Raw genomic sequence first — 19,216 nt, forward strand, 5'->3', positions numbered from 1 at the left:
TGGGGGCATGGTTGAGATGTCGTCCGCGCAAGGCGGCTCGCAGGGGCGCTCCCCCACCGGCCGCGTGCTCATGGCCGTCGCACGTCGCTGGCCCACGTGGCTGGGCCTGGCTTTCATGGCCTTCAACGTCCTGGGGCTGGAGGACGGGCGGGACGCGGCCCTTGTGGTGTTCCTCGCCGCGCTCATCTACCTCGCCACGGCGGTGACCGGCAGACCGGGGGTGGTCTGGCCGTTGTTCGGGGCGTCCGTGGTGGCGGTGACGGTGCTGCGGCTGCTCGGGCTGGAGCCGTGGCCGGGGCTGGTCGGGGGTGCGGTGTGCGTCGCCGTCGTCGGCCTGGCGGGCGGGTTGTCGCGCAGGCCGACGCTCGACGCCGCGCAGGTTCCCGCGATGCTGGTCTTCGGGACGGTGTCGGTGGCCGCGCTGACCTTGTCGCCTGCGGTCGGGGGCTATCTGGTCGCGGCGGCCCTGATCGGGCATGCCGCTCTGGACGTGGTCCTCTGGCGCAGGAACAAGGTGGTGGCCCGGTCGATGGCCGAGTTCTGCGCCGCACTCGACCTGCCGCTCGGGGTGGCGATCGTGGTGCTGACGGTCTCGTCCTAGTTCGCCGGGACGCACTGCAGCTCCGGCTGTCTGCGGTGTCCTCGTAGAAGATCTTGTATGTCCATTGGGGGCGCGACCCCGGGAACTTCGGTGAAGGTGCCGTCGGCGCTGGTGCCCCGGGGGCGCTGCTCAGCAGGTGGTAGACCTCAGGCTTGCGGGGTCGTGACGTTCCAGCGCCAGTTCGCCTCCCTTGTCAGGACGGGCATCAGGCGGCCTGCCCTGTCATCCGCTGGTCACGTCCTGGCTGGACGACGTCGGGGCCCGTAGGGGAAAACCCAGCACAACCAGTGGGATTACCTTCATCCGGAGCCGAGAATTCCGACCTCGTGACCCGCGACAGCCACCTCGCACCGGGGCGGCGGCACGAGAAGAGGAACTCGACCATGCCCAAGTATCTGATTCAGTCCACGTACACCACAGACGGCCTCCGCGGGGTGCTGCGAGACGGTGGCACCGGACGCCGACAAGCGGTGGATCGCCTGGTGGAAAGCCTTGGCGGGCGGGTCGAGCAGATGTACTTCGCGTTCGGCGAGACGGACACGTTCGTGATCGTCGACTTGCCGAGCAATGCGGCGTCGGCTGCGTTGGGGATGGCAGTGTCGGCGTCCGGGGCGGTGCGGACGACGACGGTCGCCCTGCTGACGGCGGAGGAGGTCGACGAAGCCACGCGGATGGACGTGGCTTACCGGGCTCCTGGCGCGTGACAACCAGGCGCGGGTGAGCGCGGCGGCTGATCCCGACACTGCGGGCGATGCAGGCCCTTGCCTCGGCTCGCGGGATGTCGGCGAAGTCAGCCGCGCTCCGCTCCTTCAGGTACGGGAGGACGTGCCGGCTCTGGCTCTTCGCTGCTGTTACGGCACGGGTCGTCGACATTTGCCAGGACATCGGCAGCCTCGGAGAGGTCGTCCGCCGAGGCTCAGCCGCCTCGACCGCCCTGATGCGAGCCTCAGCAGCGGCGAGGCACAGGTCCGAATCCCCGCCCGCCCTCAGGCGGCTACGGGCCTGTTCGAACGACGCGGCGGTGAGGCGCGGCCCTCGGTCCTCACCCGCGTGGTGCGCGGCGAGCGCCGGAGCGGCGGCTTGTACGGCTTCCCCGGGAAGGTCAGGCGCGCTTGGCCTCCAATGCTGACACGCGGTCGGCGATCTTCCTCAGCTTCGCCTCGAACACCGCCTGCGGGTCATCGTCGACGGAGGCGAGCGCCACCATTGCCGTCACGATCACGTCGCACAACTCGTCAGCGAGATCTTGGCGGGTGTGGGAGGCGGGCTTGCGCGGGTTCTGGCCGAGTTCCCCGATGCGGGCCTCGATCGCCTCGCCGAGCTCCTCGCCGATCTTCATGACGCGCAGCGTGAGTTCGTGAGGGTCCCGGCCGTTGTTACGGTCCAGCCATGCCACCAGCTCGCCGATCGTGGACCACACGTCTGTCGAGGTGGGCTCAGGCATCGGCTCCTCTTTTCCATGTCGGCGTCTGGCGAGTGCTCGTACAGGCGGTCGACGCCCAGGCGCCCGACGCAATGATCGGTGGCGTGATTCGCGCTCTTTCGCCGTCGTGAGTGTGAGAGGAGCGTAAGCGATCCATGGCCCTCCGGCGGGTATGAGGACACACCTACTCGCCGGGTGCCGTCTTCGCGGGCACCCTGGTACTTCTCAGCGTCATGGTGGTGGCGATGGTCGGCATCGGCTTCATGATCGCAGCGGTTGCGCTGGCGGTCAGCTCGAACACTCACGTACAAACCCATGCCGCCGGATCTGAGGCGCCGGAACACCCAAAGCGTGAGCAAGACGAGTAGGTCGTTGACAGCCGCGACGTGGACGGTGGCTTCATGCCGCGCCGGTTGCCGGCGGCCGGTGGGCCTGAGGGTTGCCGCCCTTGGGCCCACCGGGTGGCGTTCGCCGGCGTGGGGAGCGTGCTGCTAGACGTGGGCGAGCAGCACCGCGGGGTTCTCCACGCAGTCGGCGACGAAGCGGAGGAAACCGCCCGCGGCGCCGCCGTCGCAGACGCGGTGGTCGAACGTGAAGGACAGTTGGGTGATCTTGCGGGGCACCACCGCGCCGCCGTGCACCCAGGGGCGGTCGATGACGCGGCCCACCCCCAGCAGCGCCGCCTCCGGGTGGTTGATGATGGGGGTGGAGCCGTCCACGCCGAAGACGCCGTAGTTGTTGAGCGTGAACGTGCCTCCCGTCAGCGCGGACGGGGGCAGGCCGCCGGAGCGGGCCAGTGCGGTCAGGCGGGTCAGTTCGGCGGCCAGGCCGGCGGTGGTCATGAGGTGCGCGTCGCGGACCACCGGCACGACGAGGCCGCGTTCGGTCTGGGCGGCGAAGCCCAGGTTGATGTGGCCGTGGCGGACGATCTCGGCCCGCTCGGTGTCGACCGAGGAGTTCAGCTCGGGGAAGCGGAGCAGGCCGGCCACGCAGGCGCGGGCCAGCAGGGCCAGCAGGCCGATGCCCAGGTCCGGGCTGGTCCGCCGGAGGGTGTCGCGGATGGCGAGCAGGTCGGTGGCGTCCACGTCCACCCAGGTGGTGGCGTCGGGGATCTCGGTGCGGCTGCGGGTCAGCTTGTCGGCCACCGTACGGCGCAGGCCGCGCAGGGGGATCCGCTCCGCCACCGGAGACACCGGAGACACCGGAGACATCTGGGACGCCGGGGCCGCTGTCCTGTCGGCGGACAGGGCGTCAGGGGTCGCGCCGGGGTCGGTCCCGGGGTTGGCGATGGCGTGCTCGACGTCGCGGCGGAGGATGACGCCGTGCGGTCCGGTGGGGAGGACGGCGGCGAGGTCCACGCCGTGCTCGCGCGCCATCCTGCGGACCAGCGGCGAGATCACGCGAGGCGCGCCCTCCGGCCCGCCGGGGGATGGAGAAGCAGGCTCGGGCCCGGACGCGCGCCCAGGTGCGGACGCGTGCCCAGGTGCGAGCCCGGACCCCGGTGCCGGTCCCTGAGCGGGTGCCGGCGCGAGTCCCGCAGCCGTTCCCGAAGCGGGTGCCGGTACGGAACCCGGTGCCAGTGCGGGTCCCGATGCCGGAGCGGGTGCGAGTACGGATCCCGGGGCGGGCGCCGAGGCCGGGGCCGGGGTGGAGGGGACGGGCTTGGTGGGGCGGCGGCGGCGGCCCTTGTGCGGGGTGCCGGTGGTGCCGTAGCCGATCAGGACGTTGCCCGAGCCCGCCTGTTCCTCCTCCCGGTACCGCGTCGCCGCCGGGTCCTCCTCCCCGCCCCCGACCTCGATGAGCGGCTCCCCCACCGCCACGACCGCGCCCGCCTCGGCGTGCAGCCGCAGCACGGTCCCCGCGTACGGCACGGGCACCTCCACCGCCGCCTTCGCGGTCTCCACCTCCACCACGATCTGGTCGATCTCCACCGTGTCCCCCACGGCCACCTTCCACTCGACGATCTCGGCCTCGGTCAGGCCCTCGCCGAGGTCCGGCAGCCGGAACACCTGCCGCGCGGCGGTCGTCGTCATGACGCCTCCCGGGTGAGGTGCAGCAGGTCGGGCTGGTCGTCGAACTGGAGCCGGTCCACGGCGTCGAGGACGCGGTCGACGTCCGGGAGGTGGGAGTGTTCGAGGATGGGCGGCGGGTACGGGATGTCGAACCCGGTGACGCGCAGCACCGGCGCGGCCAGCGAGTGGAAGCACCGCTCCTGCACGCGGGCGGCGATCTCCGCCCCCACCCCGGCGAACCCCTGGGCCTCCTGGATCACCACGCAGCGCCCGGTCTTACGCACCGAGGCCACCACGGTCTCGTCGTCGAACGGGACGATCGTCCGCAGGTCGACCACCTCCAGCGAGAGCCCGTCCTGGGCCGCGGCCTCGGCGGCCTGGAGCGCGACGGGCACGCTGGGCCCGTAGGCGACGAGCGTCGCGTCGCGGCCCTCGCGGCGGACGGCCGCCCGGCCGAACCCGGCGGCGCCGCGGGCCGCGGTGGACGTCTCCTCCTTGGACCAGTACAGCCGCTTGGGCTCCATGAAGATCACCGGGTCGGGGTCGGCGATGGCGTCGCGCAGCAGCCAGTAGGCGTCGTCGGCCGTCGCGGGCGTCACGACCTTGAGCCCCGGCGTGTGGGCGTAGTACGCCTCGCTGGAGTCGCAGTGGTGCTCGACGCCGCCGATGCCGCCCGCGTACGGGATCCGGATCACGAGCGGCAGCGACAGCCGCCCGCGGGTGCGGTTGCGCAGCTTGGCCACGTGCGAGGCGATCTGCTCGAAGGCCGGGTAGGCGAAGGCGTCGAACTGCATCTCGATCACCGGGCGGAAGCCGCCCATGGCCAGGCCCACGGCCAGGCCCACGATCCCCGCCTCGGCCAGCGGCGTGTCGAAGCAGCGCTCCTCGCCGAACTCCTTGGTGAGCCCGTCGGTGACGCGGAAGACGCCGCCGAGCAGGCCGACGTCCTCGCCGAAGACGAGGACGCGCTCGTCCTCGCGCAGGGCGTCCCGCAGGGCGGCGTTCAGCGCCTGGGCCATGGTCATCGTGGTCGTCGCGGTCATGTCAGTCCTCCCGCGCGGTCAGCTCGGACGCCAGCAGGGCCCGCTGCTCGTGCAGCTGGGGCGTCGGCTCGGCGAAGACGTGGTCGAACAGCTCGAAGGGGTCGGCCTCGGGGTCGGCGTTCATCGCCTCGCGCAGGCGCGCGGCGTACTCCTCGGCGGCCTTGTGCGCGGCGGCGACGTCCTCGGCGCCGAGCAGGCCGCGCCCGCGCAGGTAGGTCTCCAGCCGGGCCAGCGGGTCGGCCGACTCCCACTGCTCGACCTCCTGGCTCTCGCGGTAGCGGGAGGGGTCGTCGGCGTTGGTGTGGGGGTCCATGCGGTAGGTGTGCGCCTCGACGAGGAACGGGCCGCCGCCCGTCCTGGCGTGCGTCACGGCGGCGTTCAGGACCGACAGCACGGCGACGAGGTCGTTGCCGTCCACCTGCTCGGAGGGGATGCCGTAGCCGATGCCCTTGTAGGCCAGCGCCGGAGCGGCGCTCTGCTTGGCCAGCGGCACCGAGATGGCGTACTTGTTGTTCTGGACGAGGAACACGACGGGGGCGCGCAGCACCGCGGCGTAGTTGAGCGCCTCGTGGAAGTCGCCCTCGCTGGTGCCGCCGTCGCCGATGAAGGCCATGACGACGCCGTCCTCGCCCTTGCGGCGCATGGCCTCGGCCATGCCGACGGCGTGGATCGTCTGGGTGGCCAGCGGCGTGCACTGGGGGCGACGCGCGTGGCGGCGGGGTCGTAACCGCAGTGCCAGCCGCCGCGCAGCAGCGTGAGCACCTCGACCGGGTCGAGGCCGCGGGAGACGAGCGCGACCGAGTCGCGGTAGGTGGGGAACAGCCAGTCGTCCTGGCGGAGCGCGAGGACTCCGGCGATCTGGCAGGCCTCCTGGCCGCGGCTGGAGGGGTAGACGGCCAGCCGGCCCTGCTTGGTCAGCGCGGTCGCCTGACGGTCGAAGCGGCGGCCCAGGACCATCCGCCGGTACGCCTCCACCAGCTCCTCGCCGGCGGGCTCGGTGTACCCGGCGGGCGGCTCGACGGCGGTGCCGTCCTCGGCGACGAAGCGCACCGGCTCTGGTGAGGGCAGCAGGCCGTCGACCGTCTGGGGACTCCTCCTCACGGACATGGCGACGCTCACTTTCTTCTGGACGTTTGTGAGGGAAAGCGTCCGCTCCTGGAGCCATCCGTTCAAGACATCAGGCATGATGAGCGACAAACGGCTTTATATGGGATTAATGGAGGGCCAATTGTCAGCCAACGAGGGCGTCGAGGGCGGCTGGCCGGGACGTTCGGCCGCAAACCTGGACGGAGTGGACCGGGCGATCATCGCCGAGTTGCTGCGCGACGGCCGGATGTCGATGCGCACCCTGGCCGAACGCGTGCACGTCTCGCGCGCCAACGTCTACGCCCGGCTCACCCGGCTGATGGACGACGGCGTGATCACCGGCTTCACCGCCGAGCTGGCGCCGCACCGGGCCGGCCTGGGCACCAGCGCGTACGTGTCGGTGACGATCGAGCAGAACTCCTGGCGCCAGGTCACGGCACGACTGCGCGAGACGCCGTACGTGGAGCACTTCGCCATGGTCGGCGGCGACTACGACGTCCTGGTGCTGGTAAGGACGCCGGACAACGCCGCGCTGCGGCACGTCGTGCTGGAACGCATCCAGGACATCCCCGGGGTGCGGGCCACCCGGACCTGGCTGGTGTTCGAGGAGGCCCGTGGCCGGGGTGCGGAATGGGGGGCCCACGACGGCTGAGCCCCCGCCCCAGGTCCTCGTTCAGCGCCCGCCGAAGGTCGGCCTGCGCTTGGCGAGGAACGCCTCCACCGCGCCCGCGTGGTCGGCGGTCAGGCCCAGCCGGGCCTGCGCTCCGGCCTCGGCGGCGAGCACCGCCCCGAGGCCCTGCTCCCACCCCTGTGCGATGAGCCGCTTGGACTCGGCGTAGGCCGCGGTCGGCCCGGCCGCCAGCCGGGCGGCGAGCTCGCGTCCCGCCATGGCGACCTCGGCCCCCGGCACCACCCGTCCCGACACGCCCCACGCGACCGCCTGCGCGGCGCCGAACGGCTCGCCGAGCAGCACCAGCTCCTTGGCCCTCGACTCGCCGACCGCCCGCGTCAGCGTCGCGGACAGGCCGGAGTCGCAGGTGAGCCCGATCCCCGTGAACGCCGTGGCCAGCTTGGCGTCCTCGGCCAGGACGCGCAGGTCGCAGGCGAGCGCGAGGGCCAGCCCGGCGCCGACGCAGGCGCCGTTGACGGCGGCGACGACCGGTTTGGGCATCGTGGCGAGGAGCCGGACGACCGGCGCGTAGTCCGCCTCGACGGTGTCGAAGGCGTGGGCCGGGTCGGCGCGCAGGGCCTCGGCGTGCTCGGCGAGGTCCTGGCCGACGCAGAACGTGCGGCCGGCGCCGGTCAGCAGCACGGCCCTGACCGAGTCGTCGGCGGCGGCCTCCTCCAGCGCCCGGCGCAGGCCCTGCTTGAGCGCGGCGTCCAGCGCGTTGCGCCGGTCGGGACGGTTGAGCGTCACGACGGCCACGGCGCCGTCGCGTTCGAGCAGGACCGGGGTGTCGTCCACGTCAGTCCTCCGGCCAGGTCTTGGCCACGAGGGTCAGCACGTCGTACGTGGCGACCGGGACGCCGTCCTGGTTGGTCACGGTGGCGTCCCAGCGCACCTCGCCGTAGTCGGCGCCGCTGCGCGGCGTGATCTGCTTGACGGTCAGCGCGACGGCGATGGCGTCGCCGGCCTTGACCGGGGTGAGGAAGCGCAGCCCGTCGACGCCGAAGTTGGCCAGCACCGGGCCGGGCGCCGGGTCCACGAACAGCCCGGCGGCCAGGGACACCACCAGGTAGCCGTGCGCGACGATGCCGCCGAACAGCGGGTTGCGGGCGGCGGCCTCGGGGTCGGTGTGGGCGTAGAAGGTGTCGCCGGTGAACTCGGCGAAGTGCTCGATGTCGGCGAGCGAGACCGTGCGCGGCGCGGAGGCGATCGTGTCGCCCACCCGCAGCTCGGCCAGCGACTTGCGGAAGGGGTGGACGCCGGACTCGGCTCGGGCCGAGCCGGTCGTCCAGCGGCCGGTGATCGCGGTGAGCTGGTCCGGCGACCCCTGAAGAGCGGTGCGCTGCATGTGGTGCAGGACGCCGCGCACGCCGCCCAGTTCCTCGCCGCCGCCGGCCCGCCCGGGGCCGCCGTGGACGAGCACCGGCAGCGGCGAGCCGTGCCCGGTGGACTCCTTGGCGTCGTCGCGGTCGAGGACCAGGATCCGGCCGTGCCAGGGCGCGAGCCCGAGCACGACGGACCGCGCGACCTGCGGGTCGTGGGTGGCGACGGAGGCGACCAGGCTGCCCTTGCCGCGCGCGGCCAGGGCGACCGCCTCCTCGACGCCGTCGTAGGCGAGCACGGTCGCGACCGGCCCGAACGGCTCCACGTCGTGCGGCTCGGCGGCGCCGGGGCGGGCGCGCAGCAGCAGCGGGGTCATGAACGCCCCGCGCTCGGGGTCGCCGTCGAGCAGGGAGGCGCCGCGCGGGTCGCCGTGGACCACCTCCGCGCCGGCCCGCAGCGCCTCGACCGCCTTGCGCACCTCGTCGCGCTGGCCCAGGCTCGCCAGCGGGCCCATGCGCACGTCGGGGTTGCGCGGATCGCCGACGGTGATCGCCGACAGGCGCGCGGCCAGCGCCTCGGTCACCTGGTCCGCCAGGTTCGCCGGCACGAGCACGCGGCGGATGGCCGTGCACTTCTGGCCCGCCTTGACCGTCATCTCGGTGACGACGCCCTTGACGAACAGGTCGAACTCCGGATCGTCCGGGCGCACGTCGGGGCCGAGGATCGAGCAGTTGAGCGAGTCGGCCTCGACGCCGAGGACGACGCCGCCGTCGAGCACGTTCGGGTGGCGGCGCAGGATGCCCGCGGTGTGGGCCGAGCCGGTGAAGGCGACGGAGTCCTGGACGGTCAGCTCGTCGAGCAGCCCGGTGGGGCTGCCGGCCAGGAGCTGGAGCGTCCCTTCGGGCAGGATGCCGGACTCGATGATCTGCCGGACGGCCAGCTCGGTGAGGTAGGCGGTCTGGGCGGCGGGCTTGACGATCGAGGGCAGCCCGGCGAGGAAGGCGGGGGCCAGCTTCTCCAGCATGCCCCAGACGGGGAAGTTGAAGGCGTTGATCTGCACGGCGACGCCCGGTCGCGAGGTGTAGACGTGCTGGCCGGCGAAGGTGCCGCCCTTGCTCAGGCGCTCCAGGCCGCCGTCGAGGTAGACGGTGTCGTTGGGCAGCTCGCGCACGCCTTTGCTCGCGTAGCTGAACAGGGTGCCGATGCCGCCGTCGACGTCGACCATGGTGTCGCGGGAGGTGGCGCCGGTGCGCGTGGACAGGGCGTACAGCGCGTCCTTGCGCTCGATCAGGTGCTTGGCCAGCGCCTTGAGCAGGGCGGCCCGCTCGTGGAAGGTCAGGGCCCGCAGCGCCGGGCCGCCGGTGTCCCTGGCGTGCCTGACCATGGCGGCGACGTCCAGCCCCCGGCTGGAGATCCGCGCGACCTCCTCGCCCGTCGCGGCGTCGAGCAAGGGTTCCCCGTCGTCCGACGCGCGGAACCATCGTCCGGCGGCGTAGCTCTCCAGCAGCGCGCTCACGCTGTCTCCTCTCTTGCGCGGAAGCCCCGACTCATGCAACCGTATTACTGACCGAGCGATAAGTAAATAAGACCGATGTCTCGGAGGGACGATGACCACCACGCCGGCGGAGCCGGACCTGGAGGAGCGGCTGCAGTCCGCCTTCGACGCGACCATCGCGGGTCACGACCGGATCGAGCCCCGCGACTGGATGCCGGAGGCGTACCGCAGGACGCTCGTCCGCCAGATCGCCCAGCACGCGCACTCCGAGATCATCGGCATGCAGCCGGAGGGCGAGTGGATCGGGCGCGCCCCGTCGTTGCGCCGTAAGGCGATCCTGCTGGCCAAGGTGCAGGACGAAGCCGGGCACGGCCTCTATTTGTACTCCGCGTGCGAGACGTTGGGCGTCTCCCGCGCCGAGCTGACCGAACTCCTTCTGTCCGGGAAGCAGAAATACTCCTCGATCTTCAACTATCCGACGCTGTCCTACGCCGACGTCGGCACCATCGGCTGGCTCGTGGACGGCGCCGCGATCTGCAACCAGGTGCCGCTGTGCCGCACCTCCTACGGCCCGTACGGCCGAGCCATGATCCGCATCTGCAAGGAGGAGTCCTTCCACCAGCGGCAGGGCTACGAGCTGCTGATGACGATGATGCGCGGCACCGAGGCCCAGCGGGAGATGGTCCAGGACTCGGTCAACCGGTTCTGGTGGCCCTCCCTCATGATGTTCGGCCCGCCCGACGACCGCTCCCCCAACAGCGAACGCTCGATGGCCTGGGGCATCAAGCGCAACTCCAACGACGAGCTGCGCCAGAAGTTCGTCGACATGACGGTCCCGCAGGCCGAGGCGCTCGGCGTCACGCTGCCCGACCCCGAGCTGCGCTGGAACGAGGAGCGCGGGCACCACGACTTCGGGCAGCCGGACTGGTCGGAACTGGCCGCGGTCATCCGCGGCGACGGGCCGTGCAACGCCCAGCGGATGCGCCACCGCCGCGCCGCCCACGAGGACGGCGCCTGGGTGCGCGAGGCCGCGTCGGCGTTCGCCGGCCGTACGGCTGCCGGGGCGGGCGCCCGATGAGCACCGACCGGCGGGAATGGCCGCTGTACGAGGTGTTCGTCCGGGTCAAGCGCGGACTCAACCACGTGCACGTCGGGTCGCTGCACGCCCCCGACGACGCGATGGCCCTGCGGCACGCCCGCGACGTCTACACCCGGCGCAACGAGGGCGTGAGCATCTGGGTCGTGCGCTCCGACGCCATCACGGCCTCCAGCCCGGACGAGAAGGACCCGCTGTTCGCGCCGAGCGGCGACAAGGTCTACCGGCACCCGACGTTCTACGACATCCCGGGCGACGTCCCGCACATGTGAGAGGGGGTCCAGCGTGAGCGATGACCACGAGAGCATCTTCGACGGCCTGACCGGCGGGGACTCCGCGCAGTGGGCGTTCGGCACGGACTTCGAGGACCCGCTGGCGGGCGTGGACACGACCGTGCCCGAGGGGGTCGGCCACGCCGAGCTGGCGGCGTACTGCCTCATGCTCGGCGACGACGCGCTGGTCATGTCGCAGCGGCTCGCGGAGTGGTGCAGCCGCGCCCCCGACCTGGAGGAGGACATCGCGCTCGCCAACGTGGCCCTCGACCTGCTCGGGCAGGCGCGCCTGCTGCTGGCGCGGGCGGCCGCGGCCGACCCCGGCGTGGTGCCCGCGCTGCCCGAGGGCTCGCCGGTGCCGCCGGAGGACGCGCTGGCGTTCTTCCGCGACGCCGGGCAGTTCAGGAACGTGTGGCTGGCCGAGGTCGCGAACGGCGACTTCGCGCACGTCGTCGTGCGCCTGCTGCTGTTCTCGACGGCCCGGCTGGCGCTGCTGGAGCGGCTGTCGGCGAGCGCGGACACGGTGCTGGCCGCCGTCGCCGCCAAGGGCGTCAAGGAGGTCGCCTACCACCGGGACTGGGCGGGCCGCTGGTTCCTCACCCTGGCCCAGGGCACCGAGGAGTCGCGCCGCCGGCTCGACGCCGCGCTCGGCGAGCTGTGGCCGCTGCTGGCCGAGCTGGTCACTGTGCATCCCGTCGAGCGCGCACTCGCCCGCTCGGGCGTCGCCGTCGAGGCCGCCGCGCTGCGCGCTGACGTGGAGGCCGTGCTCGACCAGGTGCTGACGGTGAGCGACGTCCCCCGCCCGGCCCTCGAAGACCGACCGGACGAAGACCGACCGGACGAAGACAGGCCGGACGAAGACAGGCCGGGCAGCGGCCGGGACGGCGGCCACACCCCGGCCCTGGCCGACCTGCTCGCCGACATGCAGTCGGTCGCCCGCGCCCACCCGGCAGGCCGCTGGTGACCGCCGCCGGGCAGGCCGGACCCGCGCCCGGGGACGCCCGCGGGCGCGCCGCCCGGGTGGCTGAGCTGGTGCGGGACCCGGAGATGCCGATGCTCACCCTCGCCGACCTCGGCGTGCTGCGCGGCGTCGAGCTGCGGCCGGGGCCGGACGGCGAGGTCGTGGTCGCCTCGATCACCCCGACGTACACCGGCTGCCCGGCCATGGCGACCATGCGCGACGACCTCGTCCACCGGCTGCGGGAGGCGGGTTTCCCGCGCGTCGAGGTGCGTGTCGTGCTCGACCCGCCGTGGTCGAGCGACTGGATCTCCGAGCGCGGCCGGGCCGCCCTGCGCGCCGCCGGGCTGTCGGCGCCCGGACCGGCCCGGCGGACGTCCGGGCCGATCCCGCTGACGCTCGGCCCGGCCAGGTCCGCCCCGGCCTGCCCGCGCTGCGGCTCCCGGGCCACCCGGCTGACCTCCGAGTTCGGCGCCACCGCCTGCAAGGCCCTCTACGCCTGCGCCGACTGCCTGGAACCGTTCGAGCATGTCAAGGAGATATGAGATGACCACGCTCGCGCCCGCGCCGGCCCGGGCGCACGCCGCCTTCCACGAGCTGACCGTGGCGGCGGTCGACCACCTGTGCGAGGACGCCGCCGCGATCACCTTCGCCGTGCCCGGCGAGCTGCGCGAGGCGTACGCCTTCCGCGCGGGCCAGTCGCTCACCCTGCGCCGCTTCGTGGACGGGCGGGAGGAGCGGCGATCGTACTCGATCTGCGCCCCGGCCGGGGACGCGCCGCGCATCGGCGTCCGGGAGATCCCGGACGGCCTCTTCTCCTCCTGGCTCGTCCGCGAGGTGCGGCCGGGCACGCGGATCGAGGTGCAGACCCCGACCGGCTCCTGGCAGGCCGACCCCGCCCCGGGCGAGCGGCACCTGTGCGTGGCCGCCGGGTCGGGCATCACCCCGATGATGTCGGTCGCCTCGACGGTGCTCACCCATCCCGGCGCGCGCGTGTCCCTCCTGTACGGCAACCGCAGCAGCCGCACCGTGATGTTCGCCGAGGAGCTCGGCGACCTGAAGAACCGGTACGGCCCCCGCTTCCAGCTCGTCCACGTGCTCTCCCGGGAGCCGCGCGACGTCGAGCTGTTCTCCGGCCGGCTGGACGGCGACCGGCTGCGGCGGCTGTTCACCGAGCTGGTGCCGATCGAGACGTTCGACCACGTCTGGCTGTGCGGGCCGCTGCCCATGGTCGAGGACGCCCACCGGGTGCTGGCCGAGCTCGGCGTCCCGGCCGCGAAGGTGCACGTCGAGCTCTTCTACGTCGACGCTCCCCCGCCGCAGCCGAGGCGGCCCGAGGGCGTGCCTGCGGGCGCGACGACCGTGCTGACGACGGTGCTCGACGGAAGGCGCACGACCGCCACCGTCTCGCGCGAGTCGACCCTGCTCGACGGCGCCCAGCAGACCCGCTCGGACCTGCCGTTCGCCTGCCGGGGCGGGGTCTGCGGCACGTGCCGGGCGGTGGTCCGCGAGGGCGCGGCGGACATGCGCCGCAACTACGCGCTCGAACCGGCCGAGGTGGACGCCGGTTTCGTGCTCACCTGCCAGACGTTCCCGGCCGGCGACCGTGTCACCGTGGACTACGACGCCTGACCCCTACGCAGAGGAGTTTTCCGTGACCGAAGCCCGCGCTCCCCAGGCGGAGCGCCCATGACCCTCATCGTCGAGGAGGGCGCCGACCGGGTGGTGTGGCGGCTCAACCGGCCGCAGGTGCGCAACGCGATCGACCGGGAGCTGGTCGCCGCGCTGCACGAGGCGTGCGCGGCCGTCGAGGAGGAGCCGCGCGTCGTGCTGCTCACCGGCGAGGGCACGACCTTCGCCGCCGGGGCGGACATCGCCCAGCTCCGCGACCGGGACCGGGGCGACGCGCTGCGGGGCATCAACTCCAGGATCTTCGACCGGATCCACCGGCTGCCGATGCCGACCGTGGCCCTCGTGGACGGTTACGCCCTGGGCGGCGGGGCCGAGCTGGCCTACGCCTGCGACTTCCGGATCGGCACGCCGCGCACCCGGATCGGCAACCCGGAGACCGACCTCGGCATCCTGGCCGCCGCCGGGGCCGCCTGGCGGCTGGCCGAGCTGGTCGGGGAGCCGCTGGCCAAGGAGATCCTGCTCGCGGGCCGGGTGCTGACGGCCGAGGAGGCGCGGGCGGTCCACCTGCTCCACGACGTCGTGGAGCCGGAGGACCTGCTCGCCGCCGGTCACCGGCTCGCCGACCGCATCGCGGCGCGGGCGCCGCTGGCCACCCGGCTGACCAAGGCCGTCTTCCACGCCCCGCGCGCCGCGCACCCGTTCGTGGACGACCTGGCCCAGGCGGTCCTGTTCGAGACCGAGGAGAAGCACGCGCGCATGACGGCGTTCCTCGACCGGCGCAAGGAGCGACGCTCATGACCTTCGCCTCGACCCTGCCACGGATCGTCGGCGTCTTCGGCGGCGGGCGGATGGGATCGGGCATCGCGCACGCCTTCCTCGCCGCCGGCAGCCGGGTCGTCGTCGTGGAGAGCGCCCCGCGGGCCGCCGCCCAGGCCCTGGAACGGGTGACCGGCAGCCTGGCCAAGGCCGCGGAGAAGGGCCGGCTGGGCAGCCCGCTCCAGGACGTCCTGGCCCGGCTGCGCACGACGGCCGACCCCGCCGAGCTGGCCCCGTGCGAGCTGGTCGTGGAGGCGGTGCCGGAGGACGCGGCGCTCAAGGCCCAGGTGTTCGCCCTGGTCGAGCGGCAGGCGCCGGACGCGGTGCTGGCCACCAACACCAGCAGCCTGTCGATCGGCGGCCTGGCGGCCGGCCTGGCCGCGCCGGAGCGCTTCATCGGGCTGCACTTCTTCAACCCCGTCCCGGTCAGCGACCTCATCGAGGTCGTCGTCGGCCCGCGCACGGAGCCCGAGCTGGTCGAGCGGGCCCAGGAGTGGACGCGGGCGCTCGGCAGGACGCCGGTCACGGTGGCCGACTCGCCGGGCTTCGCCAGCAGCCGGCTCGGCGTCTGCCTGGCCCTGGAGGCGATGCGGATGCTGGAGGAGGGCGTGGCGAGCGCGGCCGACATCGACACGGCCATGACCCTCGGCTACCGCCACCCGACGGGCCCGCTGCGCACCACCGACGTGGTGGGCCTGGACGTGCGGCTCGCGATCGCCGAGCACCTGGCCCGCGAGCTCGGCCCCCGGTTCGAGCCGCCGCGGATCCTGCGCGACCTGGTGGCCGCCGGGCATCTCGGCCGCAAGACGGGCCAGGGGTTCTACACCTGGTGAGCTCCGGGCGTGTGCCCGGCCAGGCCGTCGAAGGCGATCGCGGTGACGGCGTCGGCGACCATCGCCCGGTCGTAGGCGCCGTCCGGGCGGTACCACTCCACCAGCGAGTTGACCATGCCGAACAGCAGCCGGCTGACCAGCGCGGGCGGCACGTCGTCGCGCAGCGCGCCCTCGGCGACGGCGTCGGCGACCAGCACGGCGAGGCGGTCGTCGAGCCAGCGGCGGCGTTCCAGGGCGGCCAGCTCGACCGGGCTGTTGCCGCGCACCCGCAGCAGGAGCGTGACGCTCGGCTGGTGGGCGACCAGCACCTCGACGCTGCGCCGCACGACCTCGCGCAGGCGTTCGTAGGCCGTGCGGCCGGCGGCGTCGCGGGTGGCGGCGGTCACGGCGGCGGTGAGCTCGTCGAGGGCGTCGTCGAGGGCCTGGCCGAGCAGCTGCTCCTTGCTCGTGACGTGGTGGTAGATGGCCGGCTTGGTCAGGCCGAGCTCCTTGGCCAGGTCGCCCATGCTGGTGGCGTCGTAACCCCTGCGGTTGAACAGCTCCACCGCGGCGCGCAGGATCGCGGCCTGGTCGTAGCCGGGTCGGCCGCGCCCGCGGCGCGGGGCGGGCCCGGCGGGCTCGGTCGTCGTCACGAAAGCCAGCATCTCACGGCAGATCCGACCTCTTCCCCGAGGCGGTCACACCCCCGGGACGCCGGGACGCTCGCGGGGTACAGTCGTGACGATCTTCTCCTACCCTCCGAGGAGTGAGCCCCGTGACGTTGCCCGCCGACAGCCATGTGCACAGCGAATGGTCCTGGGACGCCCCGAAGGGCGACATGGAGCGTTCCTGCGCGCGGGCGGTGGAGCTCGGCCTGCCCGCCATCGCCTTCACCGAGCACGTCGACCACACGGTCTGGACGGTCGACCCCGGCGCCCTCGACGGCCACGACCACCTGCTCGCGCTGACGACGCCGGACGGTCACCTCACTCCCCCGGCCTTCGACGCCGCCGGTTACCTGGAGGCGGTCGAGCGGTGCCGCGAGCGTTTCCCGCAGCTGCGCATCCTGAGCGGCCTGGAGCTGGGCGAGCCGCACCGGCACGCCGGGGACGTCGCCCGCGTGCTCGCCGCCGGCCGCTTCGACCGGGTGCTCGGCTCCCTGCACAGCCTGCCCGCCGGCGACGGGTTCTGCGAGCCGCCCGGCCTGTACGCCCGCAGCGCCGCCGGCCAGGTGATCCGGGACTACCTGGCCGAGATCCCCGAGCTGGTCGCGGGCAGCGACGTGTTCTCCGTGCTGGCCCACGTCGACTACCCGGTGCGCTACTGGCCGCAGGCGGCCGGGCCGTTCGACCCGGCCGACTTCGAGGAGGAGTTCCGGCACGCGCTGCGGGCGACCGCCGGGTCGGGCCGGGCGCTGGAGATCAACACGGTCCTGCCGTTGCACACGACGCTGCTCGGATGGTGGCGGGAGGAGGGCGGGCAGGCCGTGACGTTCGGCAGCGACGCCCACGAGCCTTCCGTCGTCGCGCGCCGGTTCCGGGAGGCGGCGGAGCTGGCCCGGGCGCACGGCTTCCGCCCGGGCCGGGACCCGTACGACTTCTGGGGCCGTACGGGGTGACCCCCGCCGTCCGGGCCCCCTACCGGTCCACCAGGCGGGCCCGGAGCAGGGCCAGGTCGTCCGGTGGCAGGCCGCCGGCCAGCAGGTACGCCTGCGCGCCGCCGTGCCGGTCGTCCAGGTGGGTCAGGGCGGCCAGCATGGTGTCCGCGGTGACCTCGGCGAACAGGCGCAGTGCCCTGGCCCGCCCCGAGTCGCCGTCCAGGGCGGCGAGGTGGTTGTCGAGGCGCAGGCAGACGGCCGTCATGGCGTAGTCGGCGGCGATCTCCTGCCGGGAGACGCCGGCCAGCGAGAGGGCCAGCGCGACCGCCAGCCCGGTTCTGTCCTTGCCGGAGTGGCAGTGCAGCAGGACGCCCCCGTCCGGCGCGTGGGCGACGGCCGACAGGACGGCGGCGAACCGGGCGGCGCCCCGGTCGAGGATCACCCGGTAGATGCCGGGCAAGGTGTCGTCCAGCGCCTCCAGGACGGTGTCCTCGTCCCGCAGGACGGGCAGGTGGCGGCGGCCCGGCACGTCGGGACCCGGGTCGGCCTGGCACTCGGCGGCCAGCCGGAGGTCGGCGACGAGCCGGATCCCGTGGGCCCGCAGCGCCGGGACGGCGCTACTCCTCGGGCGGTCGCCCCGCACCAGCGCGCCCCACCGGATCCGCCCGCCGTCCTCGGTCGGCAGCCCGCCGAGGTCGCGCACGTTCTCGCAGCCCGGCCAGCTCAGCACCCGTCCGCCCGACGGCGGCTCCGGGGGCCTCACGCGAGGTCCCGCAGATTGCTGGTCCAGGCGTCGATGGTGGCCTGCCACTCCTTCGGATCCTCCGGCCGCCCCGGGACGCCGGGCCTGGTCTGCCAGGGCAGCGGCCCCGACTCCGGCCGGTACTCCACCCCGATCGCCGCCAGCCGCGGCAGATGGCCCGCCAGCCGCGCGCGGAAGTCCTCCAGGTCGCGTCCGGGCGGCCCCCAGACGGTCTCGGCGAAGGCCGCCAGCCGGGGGAAGACCATGTAGTCGACCCGCCGGTTGGAGTCGATCAGTTCGGTCCAGACCTGGCACTGCGCGCCGAGGACCCGGGCCGCCGCCGGGTCTTCGCGCAGCTGCGCGGGCACGGGCTCGAAGGCGTAGACGTCCTCCAGCGCGAGCACGGTCCCGAACGGCACCGGCTCGTCCTCGCCGGGCCCCTGGCGGTAGTCGAAGTAGACCTGGGTGTTGGAGCAGTTGATGACGTCGTGCCCGCGCCGGGCGGCGGCCACCGCCCCGAGGTCGCCGCGCCAGGACGCCACCACCGCCCCGGGCGCCAGCCCGCCCTCCAGGATCTCGTCCCAGCCGACCAGGCGGCGTCCCCGGGCGGCCAGGAAGTCGTCGAACTGGTGGATGAACCAGCTCTGCAGCTCCTCCTCGTCGCGCAGGCCCAGCTCGCTGATCCGGCGCTGGGCGGACGGGCTCTCCCGCCACTGCTCCTTGCGGCACTCGTCGCCGCCCACGCACACGTACGGGCTGGGGAACAGCTCCAGCACCTCGTCGAGCACGTTCTTGAAGAAGGTGATCGTGGCGTCCTCGGCGTTGAGCACGTTCCGGCCGATGCCCCAGGTCGTGCGGACCTCCAGCGGCGTGCCGAGGTTGCCCAGCTCGGGGTAGGCGGCGATGGCGGCCTGGGTGTGGCCGGGCAGGTCGATCTCCGGCACGACGGTGATGTGCCGGGCGGCGGCGTAGGCGACGATCTCCCTGATGTCGTCCTGGGTGTAGTAGCCGCCGTGGGGGCGGCCGTCCATGGCGCCGTTCCAGCCGGTCTGGCTCTCCCGCCGCCACGCGCCGACCTCGGTCAGGCGGGGGTATCGCCTGATCTCGACGCGCCAGCCCTGGTCGTCGGTCAGGTGCAGGTGCAGGACGTTGAGCTTGTGCAGGGCCATCAGGTCGATGAAGCGCAGCAGGTCGTGCTTGGTCATGAAATGCCGGGCGACGTCGAGGAGGCAGCCGCGCCAGCCGAAGCGCGGCTCGTCCTCGATGTGCGCGCCCGGCGCGACCAGGGGTTCGGCGGCCGGTGTCCGGCGGTAGGCCGCGGCGGGCAGGAGCTGGCGGAAGGTCTGCGCGCCGTAGAAGGCCCCGGCGGGCCCGCCCGCGTCGATGGCGACGCCGTCCTCGCCCACGCTCAGGCGGTACGCCTCCGGACCGAGGCCGTCGCCCAGCCCCAGGGTGATCGTCCCCGGGCCCGGCGTGCCGGGCAGCAGCTCACCTCCGGTGACCTGGCTGAGCTCGGCGCGCAGCCAGGCGGCCACCCCGGCGAGCGCCGGGTCGGCGGTGAGCGCCGTGCGCCCGTCGAGGACGAACCTCCCGCGCCTGGTCTCCTGGCCGACGGGCCTGGGAACGATCTTCAAGTGGATC

The 19,216-nt window shown here is 73.5% G+C and carries 19 protein-coding genes and 1 pseudogene; 11 read left to right on the plus strand and 9 right to left on the minus strand.

Going from position 1 to position 19,216, the window contains the following annotated elements:
• Positions 1 to 7: 7 nt before the first annotated feature.
• On the plus strand, positions 8 to 601 hold the full coding sequence (locus ACNF49_RS36615) for a hypothetical protein (protein ID WP_482940441.1): 594 nt from the start codon (positions 8 to 10) through the stop codon (positions 599 to 601).
• A gap of 383 nt (positions 602 to 984) precedes the next feature.
• Positions 985 to 1,305, plus strand: coding sequence for a GYD domain-containing protein (locus ACNF49_RS36620; protein WP_357968785.1), 321 nt, complete (start codon positions 985 to 987; stop codon positions 1,303 to 1,305).
• 398 nt (positions 1,306 to 1,703) lie between these two features.
• On the opposite strand, the gene ACNF49_RS36625 is transcribed toward ACNF49_RS36620, so the two are convergent.
• The 4 genes and pseudogenes from ACNF49_RS36625 to pdhA all read right to left on the minus strand — a co-directional run bounded on the left by ACNF49_RS36625 (position 1,704) and on the right by pdhA (position 6,186).
• Complete coding sequence (locus ACNF49_RS36625) at positions 1,704 to 2,045, minus strand: MazG-like family protein (RefSeq protein ID WP_482940442.1); 342 nt, start codon at positions 2,043 to 2,045, stop codon at positions 1,704 to 1,706.
• 470 nt (positions 2,046 to 2,515) lie between these two features.
• Entirely contained in the window at positions 2,516 to 4,057 is a 1,542-nt protein-coding gene (locus ACNF49_RS36630; RefSeq protein WP_482940444.1) for a dihydrolipoamide acetyltransferase family protein, read from the minus strand.
• Positions 4,054 to 5,079, minus strand: coding sequence for an alpha-ketoacid dehydrogenase subunit beta (locus ACNF49_RS36635; RefSeq protein WP_482940445.1), 1,026 nt, complete (start codon positions 5,077 to 5,079; stop codon positions 4,054 to 4,056). The genes ACNF49_RS36630 and ACNF49_RS36635 overlap by 4 nt, the downstream gene beginning before the upstream one ends.
• A gap of 1 nt (position 5,080) precedes the next feature.
• Positions 5,081 to 6,186 (minus strand): annotated as a pseudogene (gene pdhA / locus ACNF49_RS36640) (pyruvate dehydrogenase (acetyl-transferring) E1 component subunit alpha).
• A 121-nt stretch (positions 6,187 to 6,307) separates the two neighbouring features.
• On the opposite strand from pdhA, the gene ACNF49_RS36645 reads away from it, so the two are divergent.
• Complete coding sequence (locus ACNF49_RS36645) at positions 6,308 to 6,817, plus strand: Lrp/AsnC family transcriptional regulator (RefSeq protein ID WP_482940446.1); 510 nt, start codon at positions 6,308 to 6,310, stop codon at positions 6,815 to 6,817.
• Between the two features lie 21 nt (positions 6,818 to 6,838).
• Here the strand turns inward: ACNF49_RS36645 and ACNF49_RS36650 are convergent, their stop codons facing one another.
• Together ACNF49_RS36650 and paaZ are read right to left on the minus strand one after the other, a co-directional pair.
• Positions 6,839 to 7,630 carry an enoyl-CoA hydratase/isomerase family protein gene (locus ACNF49_RS36650; RefSeq protein WP_482940447.1) on the minus strand — a complete coding sequence of 264 codons (792 nt, stop codon included), beginning with the start codon at positions 7,628 to 7,630 and terminating at the stop codon, positions 6,839 to 6,841.
• A 1-nt stretch (position 7,631) separates the two neighbouring features.
• Entirely contained in the window at positions 7,632 to 9,671 is a 2,040-nt protein-coding gene (gene paaZ / locus ACNF49_RS36655; RefSeq protein WP_357968766.1) for a phenylacetic acid degradation bifunctional protein PaaZ, read from the minus strand.
• A 91-nt stretch (positions 9,672 to 9,762) separates the two neighbouring features.
• Between paaZ and paaA the strand changes: the two genes are divergently transcribed.
• Genes paaA through ACNF49_RS36690 form a run of 7 tightly spaced genes read left to right on the plus strand, consistent with a single transcriptional unit; the run spans position 9,763 to position 15,257 of the window.
• Positions 9,763 to 10,728 carry a 1,2-phenylacetyl-CoA epoxidase subunit PaaA gene (gene paaA / locus ACNF49_RS36660; protein ID WP_357968764.1) on the plus strand — a complete coding sequence of 322 codons (966 nt, stop codon included), beginning with the start codon at positions 9,763 to 9,765 and terminating at the stop codon, positions 10,726 to 10,728.
• Positions 10,725 to 11,018, plus strand: a complete 294-nt coding sequence (paaB, locus tag ACNF49_RS36665) for a 1,2-phenylacetyl-CoA epoxidase subunit PaaB (protein WP_482940448.1) — start codon at positions 10,725 to 10,727, stop codon at positions 11,016 to 11,018. Before paaA ends, paaB begins: the two co-directional genes overlap by 4 nt.
• 13 nt (positions 11,019 to 11,031) lie before the next feature.
• Entirely contained in the window at positions 11,032 to 11,982 is a 951-nt protein-coding gene (gene paaC, locus ACNF49_RS36670) for a 1,2-phenylacetyl-CoA epoxidase subunit PaaC (protein WP_482940449.1), read from the plus strand.
• Positions 11,979 to 12,521, plus strand: a complete 543-nt coding sequence (gene paaD, locus ACNF49_RS36675) for a 1,2-phenylacetyl-CoA epoxidase subunit PaaD (RefSeq protein ID WP_357968757.1) — start codon at positions 11,979 to 11,981, stop codon at positions 12,519 to 12,521. Before paaC ends, paaD begins: the two co-directional genes overlap by 4 nt.
• Position 12,522: 1 nt before the next feature.
• Complete coding sequence (paaE, locus tag ACNF49_RS36680; RefSeq protein ID WP_482940450.1) at positions 12,523 to 13,608, plus strand: 1,2-phenylacetyl-CoA epoxidase subunit PaaE; 1,086 nt, start codon at positions 12,523 to 12,525, stop codon at positions 13,606 to 13,608.
• Positions 13,609 to 13,665: 57 nt separating this feature from the next.
• The gene (locus tag ACNF49_RS36685) at positions 13,666 to 14,406 is read left to right on the plus strand and encodes an enoyl-CoA hydratase/isomerase family protein (protein WP_482940451.1); all 741 of its coding nucleotides are present in this window, start codon (positions 13,666 to 13,668) and stop codon (positions 14,404 to 14,406) included.
• Positions 14,403 to 15,257 carry a 3-hydroxyacyl-CoA dehydrogenase family protein gene (locus ACNF49_RS36690; RefSeq protein WP_482940452.1) on the plus strand — a complete coding sequence of 285 codons (855 nt, stop codon included), beginning with the start codon at positions 14,403 to 14,405 and terminating at the stop codon, positions 15,255 to 15,257. The genes ACNF49_RS36685 and ACNF49_RS36690 overlap by 4 nt, the downstream gene beginning before the upstream one ends.
• On the opposite strand, the gene ACNF49_RS36695 is transcribed toward ACNF49_RS36690, so the two are convergent.
• Positions 15,245 to 15,889 carry a TetR/AcrR family transcriptional regulator gene (locus ACNF49_RS36695; protein WP_357968749.1) on the minus strand — a complete coding sequence of 215 codons (645 nt, stop codon included), beginning with the start codon at positions 15,887 to 15,889 and terminating at the stop codon, positions 15,245 to 15,247. The genes ACNF49_RS36690 and ACNF49_RS36695 overlap by 13 nt on opposite strands.
• Before the next feature lie 113 nt (positions 15,890 to 16,002).
• On the opposite strand from ACNF49_RS36695, the gene ACNF49_RS36700 reads away from it, so the two are divergent.
• A complete protein-coding gene (locus ACNF49_RS36700) occupies positions 16,003 to 16,854 on the plus strand; it encodes a PHP domain-containing protein (RefSeq protein WP_482940453.1) in 852 nt (283 codons plus the stop codon).
• A gap of 19 nt (positions 16,855 to 16,873) precedes the next feature.
• Here the strand turns inward: ACNF49_RS36700 and ACNF49_RS36705 are convergent, their stop codons facing one another.
• Positions 16,874 to 17,596, minus strand: a complete 723-nt coding sequence (locus ACNF49_RS36705) for a tyrosine-protein phosphatase (RefSeq protein ID WP_482940454.1) — start codon at positions 17,594 to 17,596, stop codon at positions 16,874 to 16,876.
• A complete protein-coding gene (locus ACNF49_RS36710; RefSeq protein ID WP_482940455.1) occupies positions 17,593 to 19,209 on the minus strand; it encodes a beta-N-acetylhexosaminidase in 1,617 nt (538 codons plus the stop codon). Before ACNF49_RS36710 ends, ACNF49_RS36705 begins: the two co-directional genes overlap by 4 nt.
• Positions 19,210 to 19,216 lie beyond the last annotated feature (7 nt).

It is taken from the genome of Actinomadura sp. ATCC 39365 (assembly GCF_054392275.1).